The sequence below is a fragment of the Streptomyces sp. NPDC048197 genome (assembly GCF_043202395.1).
Taxonomy (GTDB): Bacteria; Actinomycetota; Actinomycetes; order Streptomycetales; family Streptomycetaceae; genus Streptomyces; species Streptomyces siderophoricus.
Genome location: NZ_JBIDAJ010000004.1, coordinates 52,683 through 69,226, shown reverse-complemented (window position 1 = coordinate 69,226; position 16,544 = coordinate 52,683). Strand labels below are relative to the sequence as shown.

The window sequence follows — 16,544 nt, the reverse complement described above, 5'->3', positions numbered from 1 at the left end:
AATGGGGTGACCACTCCCCACCACTCCCGCGCCGAGCGTCGCCAGGCAACCGAGGCGCGCATCCTCGACAGCGCAAGGGAGTTGTTCGCCGAGAAGGGATTCGACCGCACCACCATTCGCGCTGTGGCGGCCGCGGCGAGCGTCGACCCGGCTCTGGTCATGCGGTACTTCGGCTCAAAGCGCGAGCTGTTCACGGAAGCCGTGCAGGCGCTCCCCGCGCCGCCGACGAGCCCTGATGCCGACGCGCTCGTCGATCAACTGCTGGCCACGCTCGGCCTCAAGCTCGGCGGGCTCCCCGAGGGCACGTTGGCAATGATGCGGTCCATGCTCACCGACCCGGCTGCAGCCGAGCACGTCCGCTCGGCCCTCGGCCGGCAGATCAACGGCATCGGCGCTGCGATGCCCGCAGCCGAGGACCCAGAGCTACGGGCCGCTCTGGTCGTCACCACCTTGCTGGGCGTCACCATCGGCCATCAACTTCTCAGCCTGGCCCCTCTTCGTGGGGCCACTGCCGATCAGATCGCCGCCTTGCTCCGCCCGGCCATCAAGGCCCTCGCGGAACCACCGGGGTGAACGGAGGGACGGGGGAATGGGTGAACGGGTGAATGGGTGAATGGGTGAATGCCCAGTCTCTCTCGCGCGGCGGGGAGTGCCTGGGCGTGGCGGCGTCGAGCATCAAGCAGACCAGGCCGGGTGCATGCCGCTGTGAAAAGGGACGGAGGACCCGGATCGCTCCGCAGCGCTGGTGGATCGGCCCGGCGTCGGATCTTCCACCAGCGCGATCACGGCCAGGGTGGCCACCCCCCACAGGAGTCACCCTGGCCGTGATCACATACGCGCGCGATCACGCGCCCGTATGCAGTTCTGCGCCACAGGATGCTCCCGCGTTACCCGACCTGGCCATACGTCCGATATACGCGGCCATATGCGTCCTTTCAGCCCTGCCTGCGGTGCGGGTGTGACAACTGATCAACCGGTGACGCAGAAGGAGTAGCCGATTGGTCATCGGCGTACGCGGATCCGACGGTTCCCCCCGTGCCAGCGGATCCGCCCCTATGGCGCGGGCGGCGCTGCCCTCCCCCCGGCGGCCCGCCCGCGTCCGACCTCCTCCCCATTCCGCTCGGCCACTCCGACCGCGCACTCCGAACCCCGGTGCTCCGACGCCCGAGGAGCAGTCCGCACGAAGAACGGTCCGGACGAAGAGCGGTCCGTACGAATACCTCGCACGGACCGCTCGCGGCCGGATCGGTGTCGGTCAGCGGTCGCTGGTGACGGTGACCGGGGCGTCGTTCGTCAGCTCGTCCACGAGCTGCTTGACCTTCGGCCTGTCCCACTGGAGGTTGCCGCCGACGCTGCCGGAGACCGGCATGTTCAGGGACTTGCCCTCGCCGCTGTTGACGTCCTTCATGGCGAAGAACATCTTGGCGAGCAGGTAGGGGTTCATGTCCTTGTCGACGACGAGGGTGTCCAGGCCCGCGCTCATGACCGGGTAGAGCGTGAACGGGTCGAGGAGGGTACCGGGCGTGGCCACCTGGCTCGCGAGCGAGGAGAGGAACTTCTGCTGGTTCTTGGTGCGGTCCAGATCGCTGCCGGCGAAGGCATGCCTGGTACGGACGTATGCGAGCGCCTGGGTGCCGTTGAGGGTCTGCTTGCCGGCCTTGAAGTCGGCGCCGGACCACTTGTCCGTGAAGCCCTTGTCGAGGTCCATCTCGACGCCGCCCATGGCGTCGACGATGTCGGCGAAACCGGTGAAGCCGATCTCGGCGTAGTGGTCGATGTGCAGCCCGGTGTTGTACTCGACCGTGCGGACCAGCAGTTGCGGGCCGTCGAAGGCGTAGGAGGCATTGAGCTTGTTCGCGCCCATCGCGGGCCTGATCCGGCCGGACTCGGAACCGCGGAACTCCGGGATCGTGACGTTCGAGTCACGCGGCAGGGAGATCAGCGTCGGGCCGTTGGAACCGACGTGCAGGATCATCATCGAGTCGGTCCGCTGGCCCGCCTCCGCGCTGCCACCGGTGTGCAGGCTCTTGCGCCGGGCCGCCGACATGCCCTTGCGGCTGTCCGAGCCGACGATCAGGTAGTTGGTGCCCTCGCCCGCGGCCGGTCGGTCGATGACCTTGCTGAGATCGACCTCCTTGCGCAGCTTGGAGTCCGCCCAGAAATACGTGCCGGCCGCCACCATGAGCAGGATGACGAGGACGGATATCAGAATCCGCTTGCCCTTGCCGCGTCGACGTGGGGCCGGCTCGAAGTCATACGGGCCGCGGTCTTCGGAACGGGGCGGTACCGCGGGCCGCTGGGTGGGTATGAAAGGGGCGGAATTCGGGGGGCGTGCCGCATGTGCGGGCTCATATGGTTCTTGGAAGTCGGCATACCTGCCAGGGGGCCTCTGATGCATGCTCAGCAGTGTGCATTCGCCCGTTGCTTCGAACACAACTCAGGAAGCGACTCAGGGAAGACTGTTTCCGACCTGATGCACAGCGACCGAGGGGACCGGCTGCAATGTCCTGCCAAATACACAAGGGAGTGACCGAACAGGCAGTCATGGCCGATTACGAGAATTCGGGCAAGTCGCACCCGGTGCCGCCGCTCCTCGGCTCAGTGCATCACTGGGCCCGCTCAATACGTTCACTGCGCAACTACAGAACGAGTATGCGGCATTGCTTGGCAGCCGGAAAACGTATCGCGATTTCCGGGAAATTCACCCCGTGGGGACACGTGGAGGGAGAGGGGGCGCCGGCCTGGCGGGGCAGCGCCTCGACGCTCAGGGGGCACGGTCGTCCGCGGCCCCTGAGCTCGGCGCAAGTACGGTCAGAGGCGTCGCAGCCAGGCGGCTGCGCCATGGCCGACCGCGAGGTAAATCAGCGAGGGAAGGGCGTAGTTGAAGAAGACACGCAGCCCTTCCGTCTCCATGACGAAGATGTCCTGCGACCAGCCGGCGAGCCAGTCGGCCACACCGTGCACGAATCCGACGAAGACATTCGCCTGATTCGCGTCAAGCAGATACAGCAGGATCCACAGCCCGAGAAATCCCGCGGCGACATCCGCGAGACTGTGAATGATCAAGGCGAGTCGATCCGCTCCGACACCCCGCCGGTTTCCTTGCCAACTCCTCCTGGTGTTGGATGCTGTGTTCGGAACGGAGTGGTATGGGGCAGCGGGGGCGGGGGCGTACGGCGCAGCCGGGGCGGGGTCGTACGGTGAGGGTGAATTGTTGGGGTGCGGGGCGGGCGCCCCGGAAATCGGCAGCGGAGCCGTATCGCCGCCATCCAGCGAGTTTGATCCACGGGAGTGCGGAGGGTTTGGCCTGGAGTCGTATGGGTGATTTTGCGGTATACCGTCATTGGGGTAAGTCACGGTCCGCGCATTTCCCATTGGGCGATTCCGAAACTCCCTTCACCGCTATTTCACATCGATGTCCGCGGACCGCCACTTCACCATCGGCGCACCCATGGCGCGGGCAGCCAGCCCGGGACTACCCGTGCCACGCGCGGCAACTTGAAGCGGGGGCGGAGGGGGGACCGCAACCGCCAAGGCACCGCGCGGCCGATAACCATCGGCACCACCCACTGCGGCGCGCCGGTCGAAAGTGTCACACCTGGCTGCGGCTGCCCCCGCTGCGCGGGCCTCGACGGCTCCCAGGCCTGGCCCTGCTCCGTACTACGTCGGCAATCGACAGACCTACGGGGTTGGCATCCCAAAGAAGAGGACGGTCAGCAGTACGAACACCGGAATGGCCAAGACCACGGCCAACCCGGCAAGGCAGCCCCAGACGGTCAGTCGAGTACTGGTTCTCTCATAGTCATCGCTCTTCGGCACGCCCGAATCTCACAGCAAGACGCCCGACTCGACTCTCGCGGGCCTGGGCGAATGCCCTAGTGGGACTGCTCGTGCCGGGTGAACGCGGCGATCAGGTCGTGGACGGTGTGGGTGGTACGGGCTGAGTGGGCCGTGCTGTTGTCGGCGTCGGGCCCGTGGGCCTCGACGCCTTCAAAGGTGGCGGCCTCGGCGCTGCGGGGGAACATGGCCTGCTCGTATTCGGCGAGCGCGGTCTCGATGTCGTCGGGGTGCGCGACGATGGCTTTGCCGAGTTCGGCGCCGTCGAGCATGGCCAGGTTGGCGCCTTCGCCGTTCGGGGCCGAGAGGTGGGCGGCGTCGCCGAGCAGGGTCACTCCCGGCACCCGGCCCCACCGGTGCCCGGTCGGCAGAGCGTAGAGGGGGCGCAGGACCGGCGCGATGTCGGCGTCGGTGATCAGGGCGGTGAGCTCCGGCGCCCAGCCGTTGAACTCCTGCGCGATCCGCGCGGTGGCCACGGCGGCATCGGTGAAATCGATGGCGGCGAACCAGTCCTGCGGCTCGGTGAGTCCCACGTAGACGTGCAGAGTGTCGTCCTTCTCCCGGTGAGCGAAGATTTCCCTGCCCGGCGTGGGCACGATCATCGAGCCGCCGCCGACCGCTTTTGCGCAGGCTGGGTGCCGGGTCTCGGCGTTGAACAGGTAGGTCTCGACGACCGACTTGCCGGTGTACTCGGGTGTGGCGGTGGAGAGCAGTGGCCGGACCCGTGACCATGCGCCGTCCGCGCCGATCAGCAGGCCGGTGACGACGGTGCTGCCGTCGGCGAACCTCACCTCGTGGCGACCTTCGCCGAGGCTGCGGGTGCCGCTGACCTTGTGGCCCCACCGGACGCTGCCGGCCGGGAGCGAGTCGAGCAGGATCTGTCGCAGTTCGCCGCGCTGCACCTCGGGGCGTCCACCCGTGCCGTCGTCGGCTTTGTCGAACAGGACGGTCCCGTCCGGGTCGAGGACCCGCATTGCCTGGCGGCCCTCCAGGATGAGGCCGCGGAACTCGTCCATCAAGTGGGCTGCTTCGAGGGCCAGTTGGCCGTTGTAGTCGTGGATGTCGAGCATCCCGCCCTGCGAACGCGCAGTTGGCGAGGGCTCCGCCTCGTAGACCGTGGCCGGTATTCCGTGGACGTGCAGGACGCGGGCGAGCGTGAGGCCGCCGAGCCCGGCGCCGATGATGGTGATGTCAGTGGTCATGGGGCTTCCTTGCTGACCGTGGACCGCTGGGCGGACACCCGGCAGGTCATGCCGGAGCGTCGTTCCAGAGAGTCGGGACGATGCGATGCCGGTGGCCGGCGCCGTTGCTGCCCGGCGCCAACCAGCTCCAATGTCCCGGCAGCCAACGACACATCACCGACAGACCACCGACCACCGCCGGCCATCGCCGACATCCGCCGAGATCCGCCGACAACCAACCGACACCCGCCCCGGACCCGGCCCCGGACCCGACACCGACACCGGCCCCGACACCGGCCCCCGCCCCGGCCCGGTCGTCCGGAGGAGCCTTGCCCGGTACGCGACCAACCGTTCCGCTTCCGGCGCCTGAACCTCAGTCGGGCTGCTTGGCCATGACGACCACACCAGGCCCGGTGTGCTCATCCGCAGGGAGCCGAAGTTCGGCGACCGGACGCAGTCCCGCCTGCTCGATCAGGTCCACGAGTTGTTCCGGCCGCCATTTGTGTGTCGTCCAACGAACGGGTACCCCTCCGTAGGCCTCGGTGCGCACCAAGTCCTCGTCGCCGACGTGTGTTGCGGTGATGAAGTGTCCGCCTGGCTTCAACGCCCGCGCGAACATGCCGAGAACCTGAGGAAGGACGTCACGGGGGAGGTTGAAGAGCGACCACCACCCGAGCACGCCGCCAAGGGACGCTTCACCCAGGTCGAGGTCGGTGGCAGAGGCGACGCTGAAGCGGCACTGCGGATGCAGACGGCGCGCGTTCTCGATCATGCGGGGAGAGAGATCAACCCCGGACACGTCGAGTCCGCGCTCGGCAAGGTAGGCGGTCACCGTGCCGGGGCCGCAGCCGACGTCGAGGACAGGCCCGAGATCGCTCACGGTGTCAGCGAAGGCATCGATCGATGCCTTGAGCCATGGATGGCGACGGATGTCGCCGACTCCAGTCGACACCACCATGTGGGCGTAGTTGTCGGCCACGCGGTCATAGGACTCACGTACCACGTCGAGATCGGCCGGGCGGTCGATGGGGCGGTCAGTTGGTTGGTCAATTGGGCGTTGAATATGGGGTGCGCGCATCAGCCAACCATAGGACTTTGCAAGGGCGTTGGGGCGGGTAGAGGTGGGTGGGACGGGTTCCGCCAGACACCTGCCGTAGTGACCGGTAAACACTGGTCAGCCGGCGGCCGGCCCGGCATCGTCGTTGCCGACCGGATCACTCCGTTAAGGGCTTACGGGCTTACGGGCAAGCACTCGGCAAGCAGGTCGACGACGTCGCGCCAGGCTCGCTGCGCGTGCTGCGGGTGGTAGCCGACGCCGGGGCGCACGGTGTGGTCGACCGGCGGGTGGTGGAAGGCGTGCAGGGCTCCGCCGTAGACCACGAGGCGCCAGTCAACGCCCGCGGCCTGCATCTCGGCGGTGAACGCGTCCCGTTGCGCGGGCGGCATGATCGGGTCTTCCGAGCCGACTCCGGCCCACACCGGGCAGCGAATGCGCGCCGCCTCGCCCGGTCGGCCCGTGAGGAGTGCGTTGACTGTCGCGATCGCGTGCAGGTCGACGCCGTCGCGCCCGAGTTCCAGCGCGATTGCGCCCCCGGTGCCGTAGCCGATGGCGGCGATCCGGTCGGGGTCGGTCCGCGGTTCGGCGCGCAACACGTCGAGCGCCGCGTGTCCGATGCCCCGCATCCGGTCGGGGTCGGCGAGCAGCGGGGTCGTGTGCGCCAGCATCTCCTCCGGGTCGGAGAACCAGCGCCCGCCGTTGATGTCGAAGGCCAGCGCCACGTAGCCCAGCTCGGCCAGGGCGTCGGCCCGACGGCGCTGGACGTCATTCAGGCCCGGCCCCTCGGGCCCGACCAGGACCGCGGGCCGCCGGTCGGTGCCCGCCGGGAGAGCGAGGTGCCCGATCATCGTCAAGCCGTCGGCCGGGTACTCGACCGTGCGCGTGGTAATCGTCGTCATGAGACGGACTGTAATGATCGTCGAGCCCGGCCGGGCCGGTGTTCACCGCCGGCGGAACAGCGCGGTATGCCTCGCCCCCCCATCCTCACCTGGGCGCGGCGTTGACCAATGGGGCAGGAGCTAGCGGCGCAAGGCTTCCGCGCCTGCGTACTGGGCGCTGCCGCCCAACTGCTCCTCGATGCGGATGAGTTGGTTGTACTTGGCGGTGCGGTCGGAGCGGGACAGTGAGCCGGTCTTGATCTGGCCGCAGCCCGTGGCCACCGCCAGGTCCGCGATCGTCGTGTCCTCCGTCTCTCCCGAGCGGTGCGACATGACGACGGTGTAGCCCGCCCGGTGGGCGGCGTTGACGGTGGCCAGGGACTCCGTCAGGGTGCCGATCTGATTGACCTTCACCAGGACCGAGTTGGCGACGCCGGAGTCGATGCCCTCGCGCAGAAGGGTCTCGTTCGTGCAGAACACGTCGTCACCGGTGAGCTGGCAGCGCGCACCGACCCGTGCGGTCAGGTCCCGCCACCCCGTCAGGTCGTCCTCGGCCATCGGGTCCTCGATCGACACGATGGGGTAGGCGTCGATCAACTTGACCAGGTAGTCGGCGTGTTCGGCGGGGGTGCGCCGTACTCCTTCGCCGGTGTAGTCGTAGACGCCTTCGCGGAAGAACTCGGACGACGCCGGGTCCATCACCAGGCCGATGTCCGTGCCCGGCCGGTAACCCGTGCGCTCGACCGCGGTCACCACGAAGTCGAGGGCCTCTTCGGCGGTGCGCAGGGCGGGTGCGAAGCCGCCCTCGTCGCCCACGCCCGTGGAGTGCCCGGCGGCGAGGAGGTCCCGGCGCAGGGTGTGGAAGATCTCTGATCCCATCCGCACGGCCTCGGCGAAGGTCTCCGCGCCGATCGGGGCGATCATGAACTCCTGGAAGTCCAGGGGATTGTCGGCGTGCGCACCCCCGTTGACGATGTTCATCATCGGTACGGGCAGCAGCCGGGCGTCGGAGCCGCCGAGGTAGCGGTAGAGCGGCAGGCGGTGGGCCGCGGCCGCGGCCTTGGCGGTGGCCAGCGAGACCCCGAGGATCGCGTTGGCGCCGAGCCTGGACTTGGCGGGGGTGCCGTCCGTGGCGACGAGGACGGCGTCGAGGCCGGCCTGGTCCTCGGCCTCGCGACCGGTGACGGCGGCTGCGAGCTCCGTGTTGACGTGGCGTACCGCTTGGTCGACGCCCTTGCCGTGCCAGCGGGCCGGGTCGCCGTCGCGGAGTTCGACGGCCTCGCGGGCGCCGGTCGAAGCGCCGGAGGGTACTGCGGCCCGGCCGAGGGATCCGTCCGCCAGTTCCACGTCCACTTCGACGGTGGGGTTGCCCCTGCTGTCGAGGACGCGGCGGCCGGTGACGGAGGTGATGGCGGTCATGGGAGTCCTTCCCGTTGTCGCATGCGTGCCGGGTTCGGCTGCGGCGACGGTGGCGCTGGACCCGGCGCAGAAGACTCTACAGCAGTGCTGTGCAGTTGTGCTGTTTAGTTTGGCTGTGCAGTTCTGCTGTTCAGGCCTGCTGCGCAGTACGGCTGTGCAGCAGTGCTGCGTTAAAATTCGGTATGCCCATTCCGGAATCCGCCGCCGTCGCGGCCGAACTGCGCACCGCGATGGGAAAGCTCACCCGGCGCGTGAAGCTCGAGGACCAGATGCCGCACGGTCAGGTGGCCGTGCTCGGTGCGCTGGACCGCAGCGGCGCGATGACGACCAGCGAACTGGCGGCCGATCAGCGGGTACGCCCGCAGTCCATGGCCCGAGCCGTGGGACTGCTCATGGAGCAGGGACTGATCACACGCCGGGCGCATCCGACCGACGGCCGCAAGAGCCTGGTCGAGCTCTCGCCTGCGGGGCAGGCACTGCTGGAGGAGGAGCGGGGGCGCAGGGCGGATTGGCTCGCGCGGGCGATCGAGGCGGAATTGACGGGGGAGGAGCGGGAGTTGCTGGCGCGGGGGATCGGGCTGGTGGAGCGGCTCGCGGCGTACTGACGGCTCGGTCCGCGATGGACGGTGGGTGTAGCTCCGTCTCGGGGGCAGCTGATCTGGGGTGTTGCGACGACCCTTGACCAGCCCGGGGTGTGGTGACGGGCAGTGCCAGGTCGGCATATTCGCTGGTTGCCGCTTGCTGATGGTGGTCATACTGCCGCGATGGATCCAGTGACTCTTGAGACCGACCGTCTGGTGCTGCGGGCCTTCACACCTGCCGACGTGGATGCGGTGTATGAAGCTTGCCAGGACGAGGACATCCAGTTCTATACCCCGGTGCCGGTGCCGTTCCGGCGTGCGGACGCGGAGAAGCTTGTGGGCGAGAAGCTGCCCGCTCAGTGGGCCGAGGACAGGGACTACACCCTCGGCGCGTTCCGCAAGGACACCGGCGCCCTGGTCGGCTCGTACTGCCTGACCCTCGTCAGCCGCGGTGTCTGGGAGCTCGGTTACTGGGCGGTCAAGGAACAGCGCGGACGCGGGTACTCGGTGGAGGCCGCTCGGGCCCTGTGCGACTGGGGCTGGGCCACCCTCGACGTCCACCGCATCGAGTGGTGGGCCATGGCCGGGAACACCGGCTCACGTGCCGTCGCCGAGAGACTCGGCTTCACCGTCGAAGGGACACTGCGCAATCGCGGCATTGCCAACGATGGCAAGCCGCACGACTGGTGGGTGGGCGGACTGCTGAGGCCCTGATGCTCGGGCCGGTGCCTGGCCGGCTACGTTCGCACCGGACGAGCCACTGATCGGGCTTCGCAGACCCCGACCACCCCGGTGTGCGACTCCGGACCCTGGTGGACGTGTACGCCTACGCCGAGGCATCGGGGATCCGATTGCGGATCGATGGCGCCGGGACCCAGGTTTGCCGCCCGTTGAGATGAGGGCCTCTGGTGTCGGGTTGTTCCGCCGTCACCCAAGGGCTTGCGGTGGGACGGGGAAGTCCGCATCGCCCGTGGGGCGGTACTCCAGCAGAAGGCTCTCCCCGTCACTGGACACGCGGCGGAAGCCCGCCTTTTCCCAAGCGCGCACAGCCCGGACGTTCGTCGCGGCGGGATCGACGGTCACCCGCTCCCACCTGAGGGTTCCGCACACGTGGCTCACGAGGGCATGAGCCGCATCCGGTCCCCAACCGCGGCCCCGCGCCCAGGAGACCAGCACCATGTCGAGACCGCCTTCCACAGCGCCCGCGCACCAGTACTGCGCATAGCCCACGGGCACTTCCTGGGCGAGCACCAGGAACGACTCGACCTGCGGCCGGCGGCGCCCCACATACTTGGCGGCCACTTCCTCACGCGATACCGGAACCCGGCCCCAGTGCTCCACGAAGTCGGGATCGGCGAACCAACCCGCCAGCAGGTCCAAGTCGCCCTCGGAGGTGGGAACGAGGCGCGACAGCGTTCCTTTGATGGCAGGTCTCATATGCATCAGCTTTCCCTCGGTGAATGCCATCCCACTCCTCACGCCCGTGTTAGCCGGGCGTTAGCGGAGCGGCAGCCTGGCGATAGTGGCCCCGATCAGAGTGGGTGACGTACCGAGGAAACAACGACACCGACTGCCCGGGGGACCCGAAATGAGCTCCACCACCACTGTCCGCACCGCTCGCCGCCGCACCCTGCGCATTGCCGCCGCGGCCCTGACCGCGGCCGCCGGCCTCACCCTGACCGCCTGCTCCGGCTCGGACGCCGACGGCGCGAAGGCCGCGAGCCGCTCGGACTCGGGCATGGCCGCCGCCGAGTCCAGCGGCGCGGGCTCCTCCGCCGGAGCGCAGGGTTCCGAAGCCCAGGCGGGCCCTGGCGCCAAGGTCGACGGCAAGGCGGGTGCCGCGGCGGGCAAGCAGTCAGGCAATGCGCACGCCTCCGGCGGCGGCGGTGCGGCGGGCTCGGGCGTTCAGCGCTGCCACACCTCCGGCCTCAAGGCGGTCTTCGCGACGGGCGAGGACGCGACCCCGGACCCGAACGCGGGCGGCGCGACGACCACCAGCATCGTGCTGACCAACAAGGGCAGTCGCACCTGCGTGATCGGTGGCTTCGCGGGCGTGGACCTCAAGTCCCGGAGCGGTGGCCAGATTTGGTCGTTGGCCCGTTCTTCGGCCAAGCACGGCTCGATCACCCTCAAGCCCGGAGACAGCACCGACTTCACGATCAACCTCGGCATGGCCGGCAAGAACGAGGAGCACCCCTGGACGCCCGCCTCCGCGGTCGTCACCCCGCCGAACGAGACCACCTCGCTGACCCTGAAGTGGCCGTGGGGCCCGCTCGTCGACCAGACCGGCGCCACCCACCCGGCCACCTTCGTCAACCCCATCGGCTGACCGCCCTCGACGCTGCCCTGCCTGGACGTTCGGACAGGGCAGCGGAGGGGGACGATCCCTCTGCGCTCAGGGTTGGATCCGGTCACCGATGTGCCGAGCGATGCCCCCGGTTCCGAAGTGGAACCGGGGGCATCGTCATGGGCCAAGCAGTGCTGTCGCGACACCACTAGGAGGACCCCCGAGGGAGGCGAGACACGTCTTGCCTGCGGAGAGTTCAGCGCGCTCCCGGGGCTCTTTGACCGGACGTCGCCGCGAGGTGGTGGCCCTGGTCGCTCATTGGTTGCCGCATGCCCGCAGGAAGGTGTCCACGGTCGCGTCCGCCAGATCGCGCAGCTCGGCCATGGGGACGCGGCGGGTGCCCAGTCCCGAGCGGGACTCCAACGGGCCGGTGAGCAGGGCGAGGAAGTGCTCGGCTGCCTGTTCCGGGTCGCACGGGCGCAGGCGTCCGGCGAGCGAGAGGCGGGCGAGCCGGTCGGCGAGTGCCGCGCGGGGGCGGTGCGCGGTGCGCTCCTGCACGACCTCGACCCGGTCGGGGAACCCGCGCACCTGGGCGTAGGCCAATCCAGCGCAGCGAGCGGGCGCGTTCGCTGCAGCAGATCCGCAGCAGCCGCTGGGCGGCGTCCGCGAGCGCCGCCCGCAGGTCGTCGTCCGCTGCGTGGTTGCGCAGTCGCTCGATGACCGTGAGGTTCTCCGTCGTCTGGGCGTCGGCTGCCGCCTCGATGGTGTGGCGGAAGAGGCTCTCCTTGTCGTTCAGGTGGTTGTAGACGGTCGGTTCAGTCATCCCGTGACGCAGTCGGCGGGTTTCCTTGCTCGCTGGAGGGGCACACGCAATGTCAGTCCCCGGCTGGCCACCCCCGTCCAGCCGGGGACTTCGCTCCTTCGACGGCTTTTCTTCCGAGCACCGGCGGCGGGGTCGGGGGATCGGCCGGTGCGCCAATCAGAAGCGTTGGCTGGCGAGGGGCGGGGCTCTCGACGCCTGCCGATCAGGCCGTGGCGACGCGTCGGCTTCCGGCTGGGCGGGGGCCGATGAGGATGCGGGCCAGCATGCGTGGGTCGGCCAGGGCCAGGGGCCCCGCGGTCATGTGGAACAGGCTGGAGAAGCTTGTGTACACCTTCGGGTCGTGCGGGACGGTGTCGATCAGGCGGTTCATGAACCAGTTGCCGGCCTTGACCGTCCAGCGGGGCCGCGACTGTTCCCAGGCACGGTCCGGGATGGTTGCCATCAGCCATGACCAGGCAGTGAGGCGGGCCAGCCGCTTCTGGAAGTCCCGCCCGTCGAGGGGCGTGCGGCTGCGCCGGCTGTGGAGCATCTGCGCCAGGAGGCGGGCTTCGAGGGCAGCGACGGTCATGCCCTGACCGTAGGCGGGGTTGAAGGCACACACCGCGTCCCCCAGGGCGATCAATCCGTCGGGCCAGCGGGCCATGCGGTGGTAGGCGATCTGTCGGTTGACCGTACGGGCGTAGCGGCGCACGGCGGAGGTGGGGGTGAGGGAGGCGATGGTATCGGCGATGGGGCCGCGCAGGCTGTTGGCGAAGGCGAGGAAGTCATCGTCGTCGTGCGGGAGTTGGGTTCCGCCGGCTCCGTGCAGGGTGACGTGGAGTGTGTCGTTCTCGATCTGGATCGCGTAGCAGCCCTGGTGGAAGTCGGGGGCCCGCAGGGGTTGCAGCACGCCCATCCAGGAGGGCCGGGACTGTCCGTCCGGGTAGGCGTAGGTACGTGAGGCGTAGCCGACCTGGGCATCGACGGCCAGCGTGCGGGGGGTGGGCAGGCCCAAGGCTGCCAGCCATTGCGGCAGGTGGGAGGAGCGGCCCGAGGCGTCCACCACGAGGTCCGCGACGATCGCGTCCGCGCCGTCGCTGTCCCTGACGTGCACCCCGCTGACCTTGCCCGGAGCGGCCGTGCGCAGGCCGGTCACGGTCAGCCCGTCCCGTAAGGTGACGGGCTCCAACGCCGTCACGCGCTGGCGCAGAACATGTTCCAGGAGAGGGCGGGAGAAGGTCTGGATCGGCATGCCCATCGGTGTGGGTGGTGGGGTGCCGTGGGGCAGTACGGCGCACAGTCCTTCGCCCCAGTCCCACACCGGCGCACCGGCCCGTCCCAACTCGGCGCGCAGGCCTGGGAAATATTCCTCGAACACCTCGGCACCCATGGCCAGGAGGCCGTGGACATGCCGGCCCTGCGGAACCCCGGCCCTGGGCGCAGACGTACTCGGGAGCCTGTCGCGTTCGATGACGGTGACCGCCTCGAAGCTGTCGGCCAGGACACGGGCGGCTGCAAGTCCCGCCAGGCCTGCCCCAATTACCACCGCGTGCCGGAAATCAGTACTCATAGGCCTGCTGCTCCCTCCCTGCCGCGGGCCGAGCCCACCGCTCCGGGGCCCTACCTGCCCCGATCGGCACATGGGTATGCCACGGGGAGTGATCCACTGAAGACGTTGCGTAACCGGCGGTTGGGGATTCCGTCAACTCGGCGGTGGCATTTCGGCGCGGAAACCTGGCGGGGATCCCGCCACTGGCCACGCGCCCGTGCCCACGAGAGGCAGCAACGGCAAGCTCACCGCCCATGGGCGGCAGCAACGGCGCGATCAGTCGGACGCCCGGGCCCTGCGGCGGAAGGCGGCCCGGTAGACGCTCGGGCGGTGGCCGGTGTGGCGGGCGAAGAGGGCGGCGAAGGTGCCGGGGTCCTGGTAGCCGACGGCCGCGGCGACGGCGGCGACGGTGCGGTCGGTGGTCTCCAGAAGATGGCGGGCGCGGCGGACCCGGGAGGCCTGCAGGTGGGCCAGCGGGCTGCGTCCGGTCTCCTCGGCGAAGCGGCGCAGCAGCGTCCGGGTGCTGACCCGGAAGGTGTCCGCGAGCGCGGCGAGGTCGTACCGTTCCGCGACGGTCTGGTCGAGCGCCCGCATGACCTGCTGGGAGAACTCCCGGCCGGGCTGGGGGAGGAGCCGCGGGTCGACGTACGGGGTCTGGGAGGTCCGCGCGTCGTCGACGAGCGCCAACCGTGCGGTGGTGCGGGCCACCTGGGCACCGTTGTGCCGGCGGATCAGATCCAGCGCGAAGTCGTACATGGCGCTGAAGGCGGCCGTGGTCGTCACCCCGGTGTCGGTGACGACCAGGTGCTCGGGCCGCACGTCGGTGTCCGGGCAGCGCCTGGCCAGTTCGCCGGCGTGCAGCCAGGAGGTGGTGGCCCGGCGCCGGTCGAGGAGCCCGGCCTCGGCGAGCAGGAACGCACCGACGCAGAGGGAGACGACGGCGGTGCCGGCAGCCGCCTGCGCACGGATCGCCGCGATCTCGGGGGAGAGCCGGGCGAGCCGGGCATCGAGGTCTGTGCCTGGTCGCAGTTCGAAGCCCGGCACCACGAGGACGTCGACCTCGCGCAAGGGACGCACCTCCAGGCTCGCGCCGCCCGAGGCGGTGACCCGGCGGCGGGGCGAGACGACCGACACCTGGTATCGGGGCGCGCCCGGTCCGGCGACATGCCCGGCCATCGTCAACAGGTCAGGGACACCGAAGACTTCGGACGCGAAGCAGTCCGGGTACGCCAGGACCCCGACCCGCAGCGCACCCGGTCCGGCGCCTGGCCCCGCACCGTCCTCAACCTGCCGCGCCGCCTCCGCCATCGCTCCCGTACCCCCTCGTGTCCCCGGACCCGTCCCTGTGTCCCCGCGTCCCCGTGTCCGGGTCGCCGACCGCGTACCGCCGGCCTGTCTCGCGTGTGGCGAGATTACCCCTGGCCTTGGCGATCTGGCCCCTCACCCGGCGGCCGGCCCCCGGGCGAGGCTGGCCCCATGAGCGACGACGACGATGCGATCACCGACTTCACCCGCCGGAGCGTGGCCGTGGAGGGGGTGGAGAAGACGGTGTACGTGGCCGGGGCCGGTCCCGCGGTCGTGGTGCTGCCCGAGATGCCGGGCATCAGCCCCGACGTCCTGCGGCTCGCGCGCTGGGTGCGGGACGCCGGTTTCACCGTCCATGTGCCTTCCCTGTTCGGGACGGACGGCGCCTTCCCCACGGTCGAGGGCGGCCGGGAGGTCGTCCGCCGCGCCTGTGTCAGCGCGGAGTTCCGCGCCTTCGCCGGGGGCGGCACCAGCCCGGTGACGCTCTGGCTGCGCGGCCTGGCGCGGCAGGCCCACGCCGCGTGCGGTGGGCCGGGGGTGGGCGCGATCGGCCTCTGCTTCACCGGCAACTTCGCCCTCACCATGGCCCTGGAGCCGGCGGTGATCGCCCCGGTGGTCAACCACCCGTCGCTGCCGCTCGACGACCCCGCCGGACTCGAACTCGACCCGGCGGACGCGCGCGCGGTGCGCGACCGGCTCGACCGCGACGGACTCACCGTCCTGGCCTACCGCTTCGAGGGCGACCGCTGGTGCACGGGGCAGCGCTTCGCCGCCTACCGCGCGCTGCTCGGCGACGCCTTCGACGGGCGCGTCCTCCCGGACAGCGCCGCCAACCCGGCCCCGCCGCCCTTCTTCGCCGACCTGGTCGGCACCCCGCACAGCGCCGTCACCGCCCATCTCGTCGACGAAGCCGGCCACCCCACGGTCCGGGCCCGCGACGAGATCCTCGCCTTCCTCACCGACCGCCTGCACCCGCACGGGAACCGACCGTTACCCGCCAGCTGACCGGGCCCATGACGTACCGGTCGGCGCTCCATGGTGGTGCGGGTGGGCCCGTTCGGATCCCGCACGGGATCCGAACGGGCCACCTTTACCCAGGCGGTATCAATTCCACGGGTCGGTGAACGACCGGCCGGGCACCGGCTTGGCGATGAGGGCGACGGCGATGAAGAAATTGACCTGGCCGATCGCGAACATCAGGGTGGCGAGCGCCTTGGCCTCGTAGTGTTCTGCTGCCTGGGCATACAGTTCGTCGGAGACCCGCTCACCGTGCGCGGACGGCTGGAGCACGGCTTCCACAAGTGCCAGTGCGGCACGCTCGGCACCGGTGAAGTACGGCGAGTCCTGCCAGGAGGCCAACGACGTGATGCGCTCCTCCGACTCCCCGGCCTTGCGCAGGAAGCCCGTGTGCAGAACCGTCAGGTAAGTGCTGCCGACGATCTGGCCTGCCCGCAGCTGGACCAGACTGATCGTGGCGCGCGGTACCGAACCGTTGCCCGTGAGCTTGAACAGCGCCCCCGACACCGCCGCGAGCTCGGGTACGAGCTGCGCAGGGTCCTCAGTCATCCGCGGAACCATCGGGATCTCCGCCATGATCGAACGTGTTTCCATCACCATCTCCTCAGGGCTTTCGTGTTGCTGTCACTGC

The 16,544-nt window shown here is 69.7% G+C and carries 16 protein-coding genes and 2 pseudogenes; 6 read left to right on the top strand and 12 right to left on the bottom strand.

Annotated features, from left to right (window positions below):
- Nucleotides 1-6 precede the first annotated feature (6 nt).
- A complete protein-coding gene (locus tag ACGF4C_RS07405; RefSeq protein ID WP_393564043.1) occupies nt 7-573 on the top strand; it encodes a TetR/AcrR family transcriptional regulator in 567 nt (188 codons plus the stop codon).
- A gap of 682 nt (nt 574-1,255) precedes the next feature.
- On the opposite strand, the gene ACGF4C_RS07400 is transcribed toward ACGF4C_RS07405, so the two are convergent.
- The 6 genes from ACGF4C_RS07400 to eno form a co-directional block, all read right to left on the bottom strand.
- Nucleotides 1,256-2,398, bottom strand: coding sequence for an LCP family protein (locus ACGF4C_RS07400; RefSeq protein ID WP_393564041.1), 1,143 nt, complete (start codon nt 2,396-2,398; stop codon nt 1,256-1,258).
- A 413-nt stretch (nt 2,399-2,811) separates the two neighbouring features.
- Nucleotides 2,812-3,243 carry a hypothetical protein gene (locus ACGF4C_RS07395; protein ID WP_393564502.1) on the bottom strand — a complete coding sequence of 144 codons (432 nt, stop codon included), beginning with the start codon at nt 3,241-3,243 and terminating at the stop codon, nt 2,812-2,814.
- Nucleotides 3,244-3,875: 632 nt separating this feature from the next.
- The gene (locus ACGF4C_RS07390) at nt 3,876-5,039 is read right to left on the bottom strand and encodes an FAD-dependent oxidoreductase (protein WP_393564039.1); all 1,164 of its coding nucleotides are present in this window, start codon (nt 5,037-5,039) and stop codon (nt 3,876-3,878) included.
- A gap of 352 nt (nt 5,040-5,391) precedes the next feature.
- Complete coding sequence (locus ACGF4C_RS07385; RefSeq protein ID WP_393564037.1) at nt 5,392-6,096, bottom strand: class I SAM-dependent methyltransferase; 705 nt, start codon at nt 6,094-6,096, stop codon at nt 5,392-5,394.
- A gap of 152 nt (nt 6,097-6,248) precedes the next feature.
- Nucleotides 6,249-6,974 carry a dienelactone hydrolase family protein gene (locus tag ACGF4C_RS07380; protein WP_393564035.1) on the bottom strand — a complete coding sequence of 242 codons (726 nt, stop codon included), beginning with the start codon at nt 6,972-6,974 and terminating at the stop codon, nt 6,249-6,251.
- Nucleotides 6,975-7,094: 120 nt separating this feature from the next.
- Entirely contained in the window at nt 7,095-8,372 is a 1,278-nt protein-coding gene (eno, locus tag ACGF4C_RS07375; protein WP_393564033.1) for a phosphopyruvate hydratase, read from the bottom strand.
- 182 nt (nt 8,373-8,554) lie between these two features.
- On the opposite strand from eno, the gene ACGF4C_RS07370 reads away from it, so the two are divergent.
- The 3 genes and pseudogenes from ACGF4C_RS07370 to ACGF4C_RS07360 all read left to right on the top strand — a co-directional run.
- Nucleotides 8,555-8,977 (top strand): MarR family winged helix-turn-helix transcriptional regulator, encoded by a 423-nt coding sequence (locus ACGF4C_RS07370; protein ID WP_393564031.1) that lies wholly within the window; start codon nt 8,555-8,557, stop codon nt 8,975-8,977.
- 159 nt (nt 8,978-9,136) lie between these two features.
- The gene (locus tag ACGF4C_RS07365) at nt 9,137-9,667 is read left to right on the top strand and encodes a GNAT family N-acetyltransferase (RefSeq protein ID WP_393564029.1); all 531 of its coding nucleotides are present in this window, start codon (nt 9,137-9,139) and stop codon (nt 9,665-9,667) included.
- A 53-nt stretch (nt 9,668-9,720) separates the two neighbouring features.
- Nucleotides 9,721-9,843: pseudogene (locus ACGF4C_RS07360) on the top strand (IS5/IS1182 family transposase); the annotation flags it as partial.
- A 37-nt stretch (nt 9,844-9,880) separates the two neighbouring features.
- On the opposite strand, the gene ACGF4C_RS07355 reads toward ACGF4C_RS07360, so the two are convergent.
- Entirely contained in the window at nt 9,881-10,396 is a 516-nt protein-coding gene (locus ACGF4C_RS07355) for a GNAT family N-acetyltransferase (protein WP_393564501.1), read from the bottom strand.
- Between the two features lie 145 nt (nt 10,397-10,541).
- Between ACGF4C_RS07355 and ACGF4C_RS07350 the strand changes: the two genes are divergently transcribed.
- Nucleotides 10,542-11,282, top strand: coding sequence for a DUF4232 domain-containing protein (locus tag ACGF4C_RS07350; RefSeq protein ID WP_393564027.1), 741 nt, complete (start codon nt 10,542-10,544; stop codon nt 11,280-11,282).
- A 273-nt stretch (nt 11,283-11,555) separates the two neighbouring features.
- Here ACGF4C_RS07350 and ACGF4C_RS07345 read toward each other — a convergent pair whose 3' ends face one another.
- From ACGF4C_RS07345 to ACGF4C_RS07330, 4 genes and pseudogenes are all read right to left on the bottom strand, one after another.
- Entirely contained in the window at nt 11,556-11,843 is a 288-nt protein-coding gene (locus ACGF4C_RS07345) for a TetR/AcrR family transcriptional regulator C-terminal domain-containing protein (protein WP_393564025.1), read from the bottom strand.
- Between the two features lie 422 nt (nt 11,844-12,265).
- Nucleotides 12,266-13,432 (bottom strand): NAD(P)/FAD-dependent oxidoreductase, encoded by a 1,167-nt coding sequence (locus ACGF4C_RS07340; protein WP_393564531.1) that lies wholly within the window; start codon nt 13,430-13,432, stop codon nt 12,266-12,268.
- Between the two features lie 18 nt (nt 13,433-13,450).
- Nucleotides 13,451-13,612, bottom strand: a pseudogene (locus tag ACGF4C_RS07335) (FAD-dependent oxidoreductase); the annotation flags it as partial.
- 255 nt (nt 13,613-13,867) lie between these two features.
- Nucleotides 13,868-14,899: a GlxA family transcriptional regulator gene (locus ACGF4C_RS07330; protein WP_393564024.1), complete on the bottom strand. Its 1,032-nt coding sequence runs from the start codon at nt 14,897-14,899 to the stop codon at nt 13,868-13,870.
- A gap of 168 nt (nt 14,900-15,067) precedes the next feature.
- Here ACGF4C_RS07330 and ACGF4C_RS07325 point away from each other — a divergent pair, with 168 nt between their 5' ends.
- Nucleotides 15,068-15,901, top strand: a complete 834-nt coding sequence (locus tag ACGF4C_RS07325) for a dienelactone hydrolase family protein (protein ID WP_393564022.1) — start codon at nt 15,068-15,070, stop codon at nt 15,899-15,901.
- 99 nt (nt 15,902-16,000) lie between these two features.
- Here the strand turns inward: ACGF4C_RS07325 and ACGF4C_RS07320 are convergent, their stop codons facing one another.
- Nucleotides 16,001-16,507 carry a carboxymuconolactone decarboxylase family protein gene (locus ACGF4C_RS07320; RefSeq protein ID WP_393564020.1) on the bottom strand — a complete coding sequence of 169 codons (507 nt, stop codon included), beginning with the start codon at nt 16,505-16,507 and terminating at the stop codon, nt 16,001-16,003.
- Between the last annotated feature and the right edge of the window lie 37 nt (nt 16,508-16,544).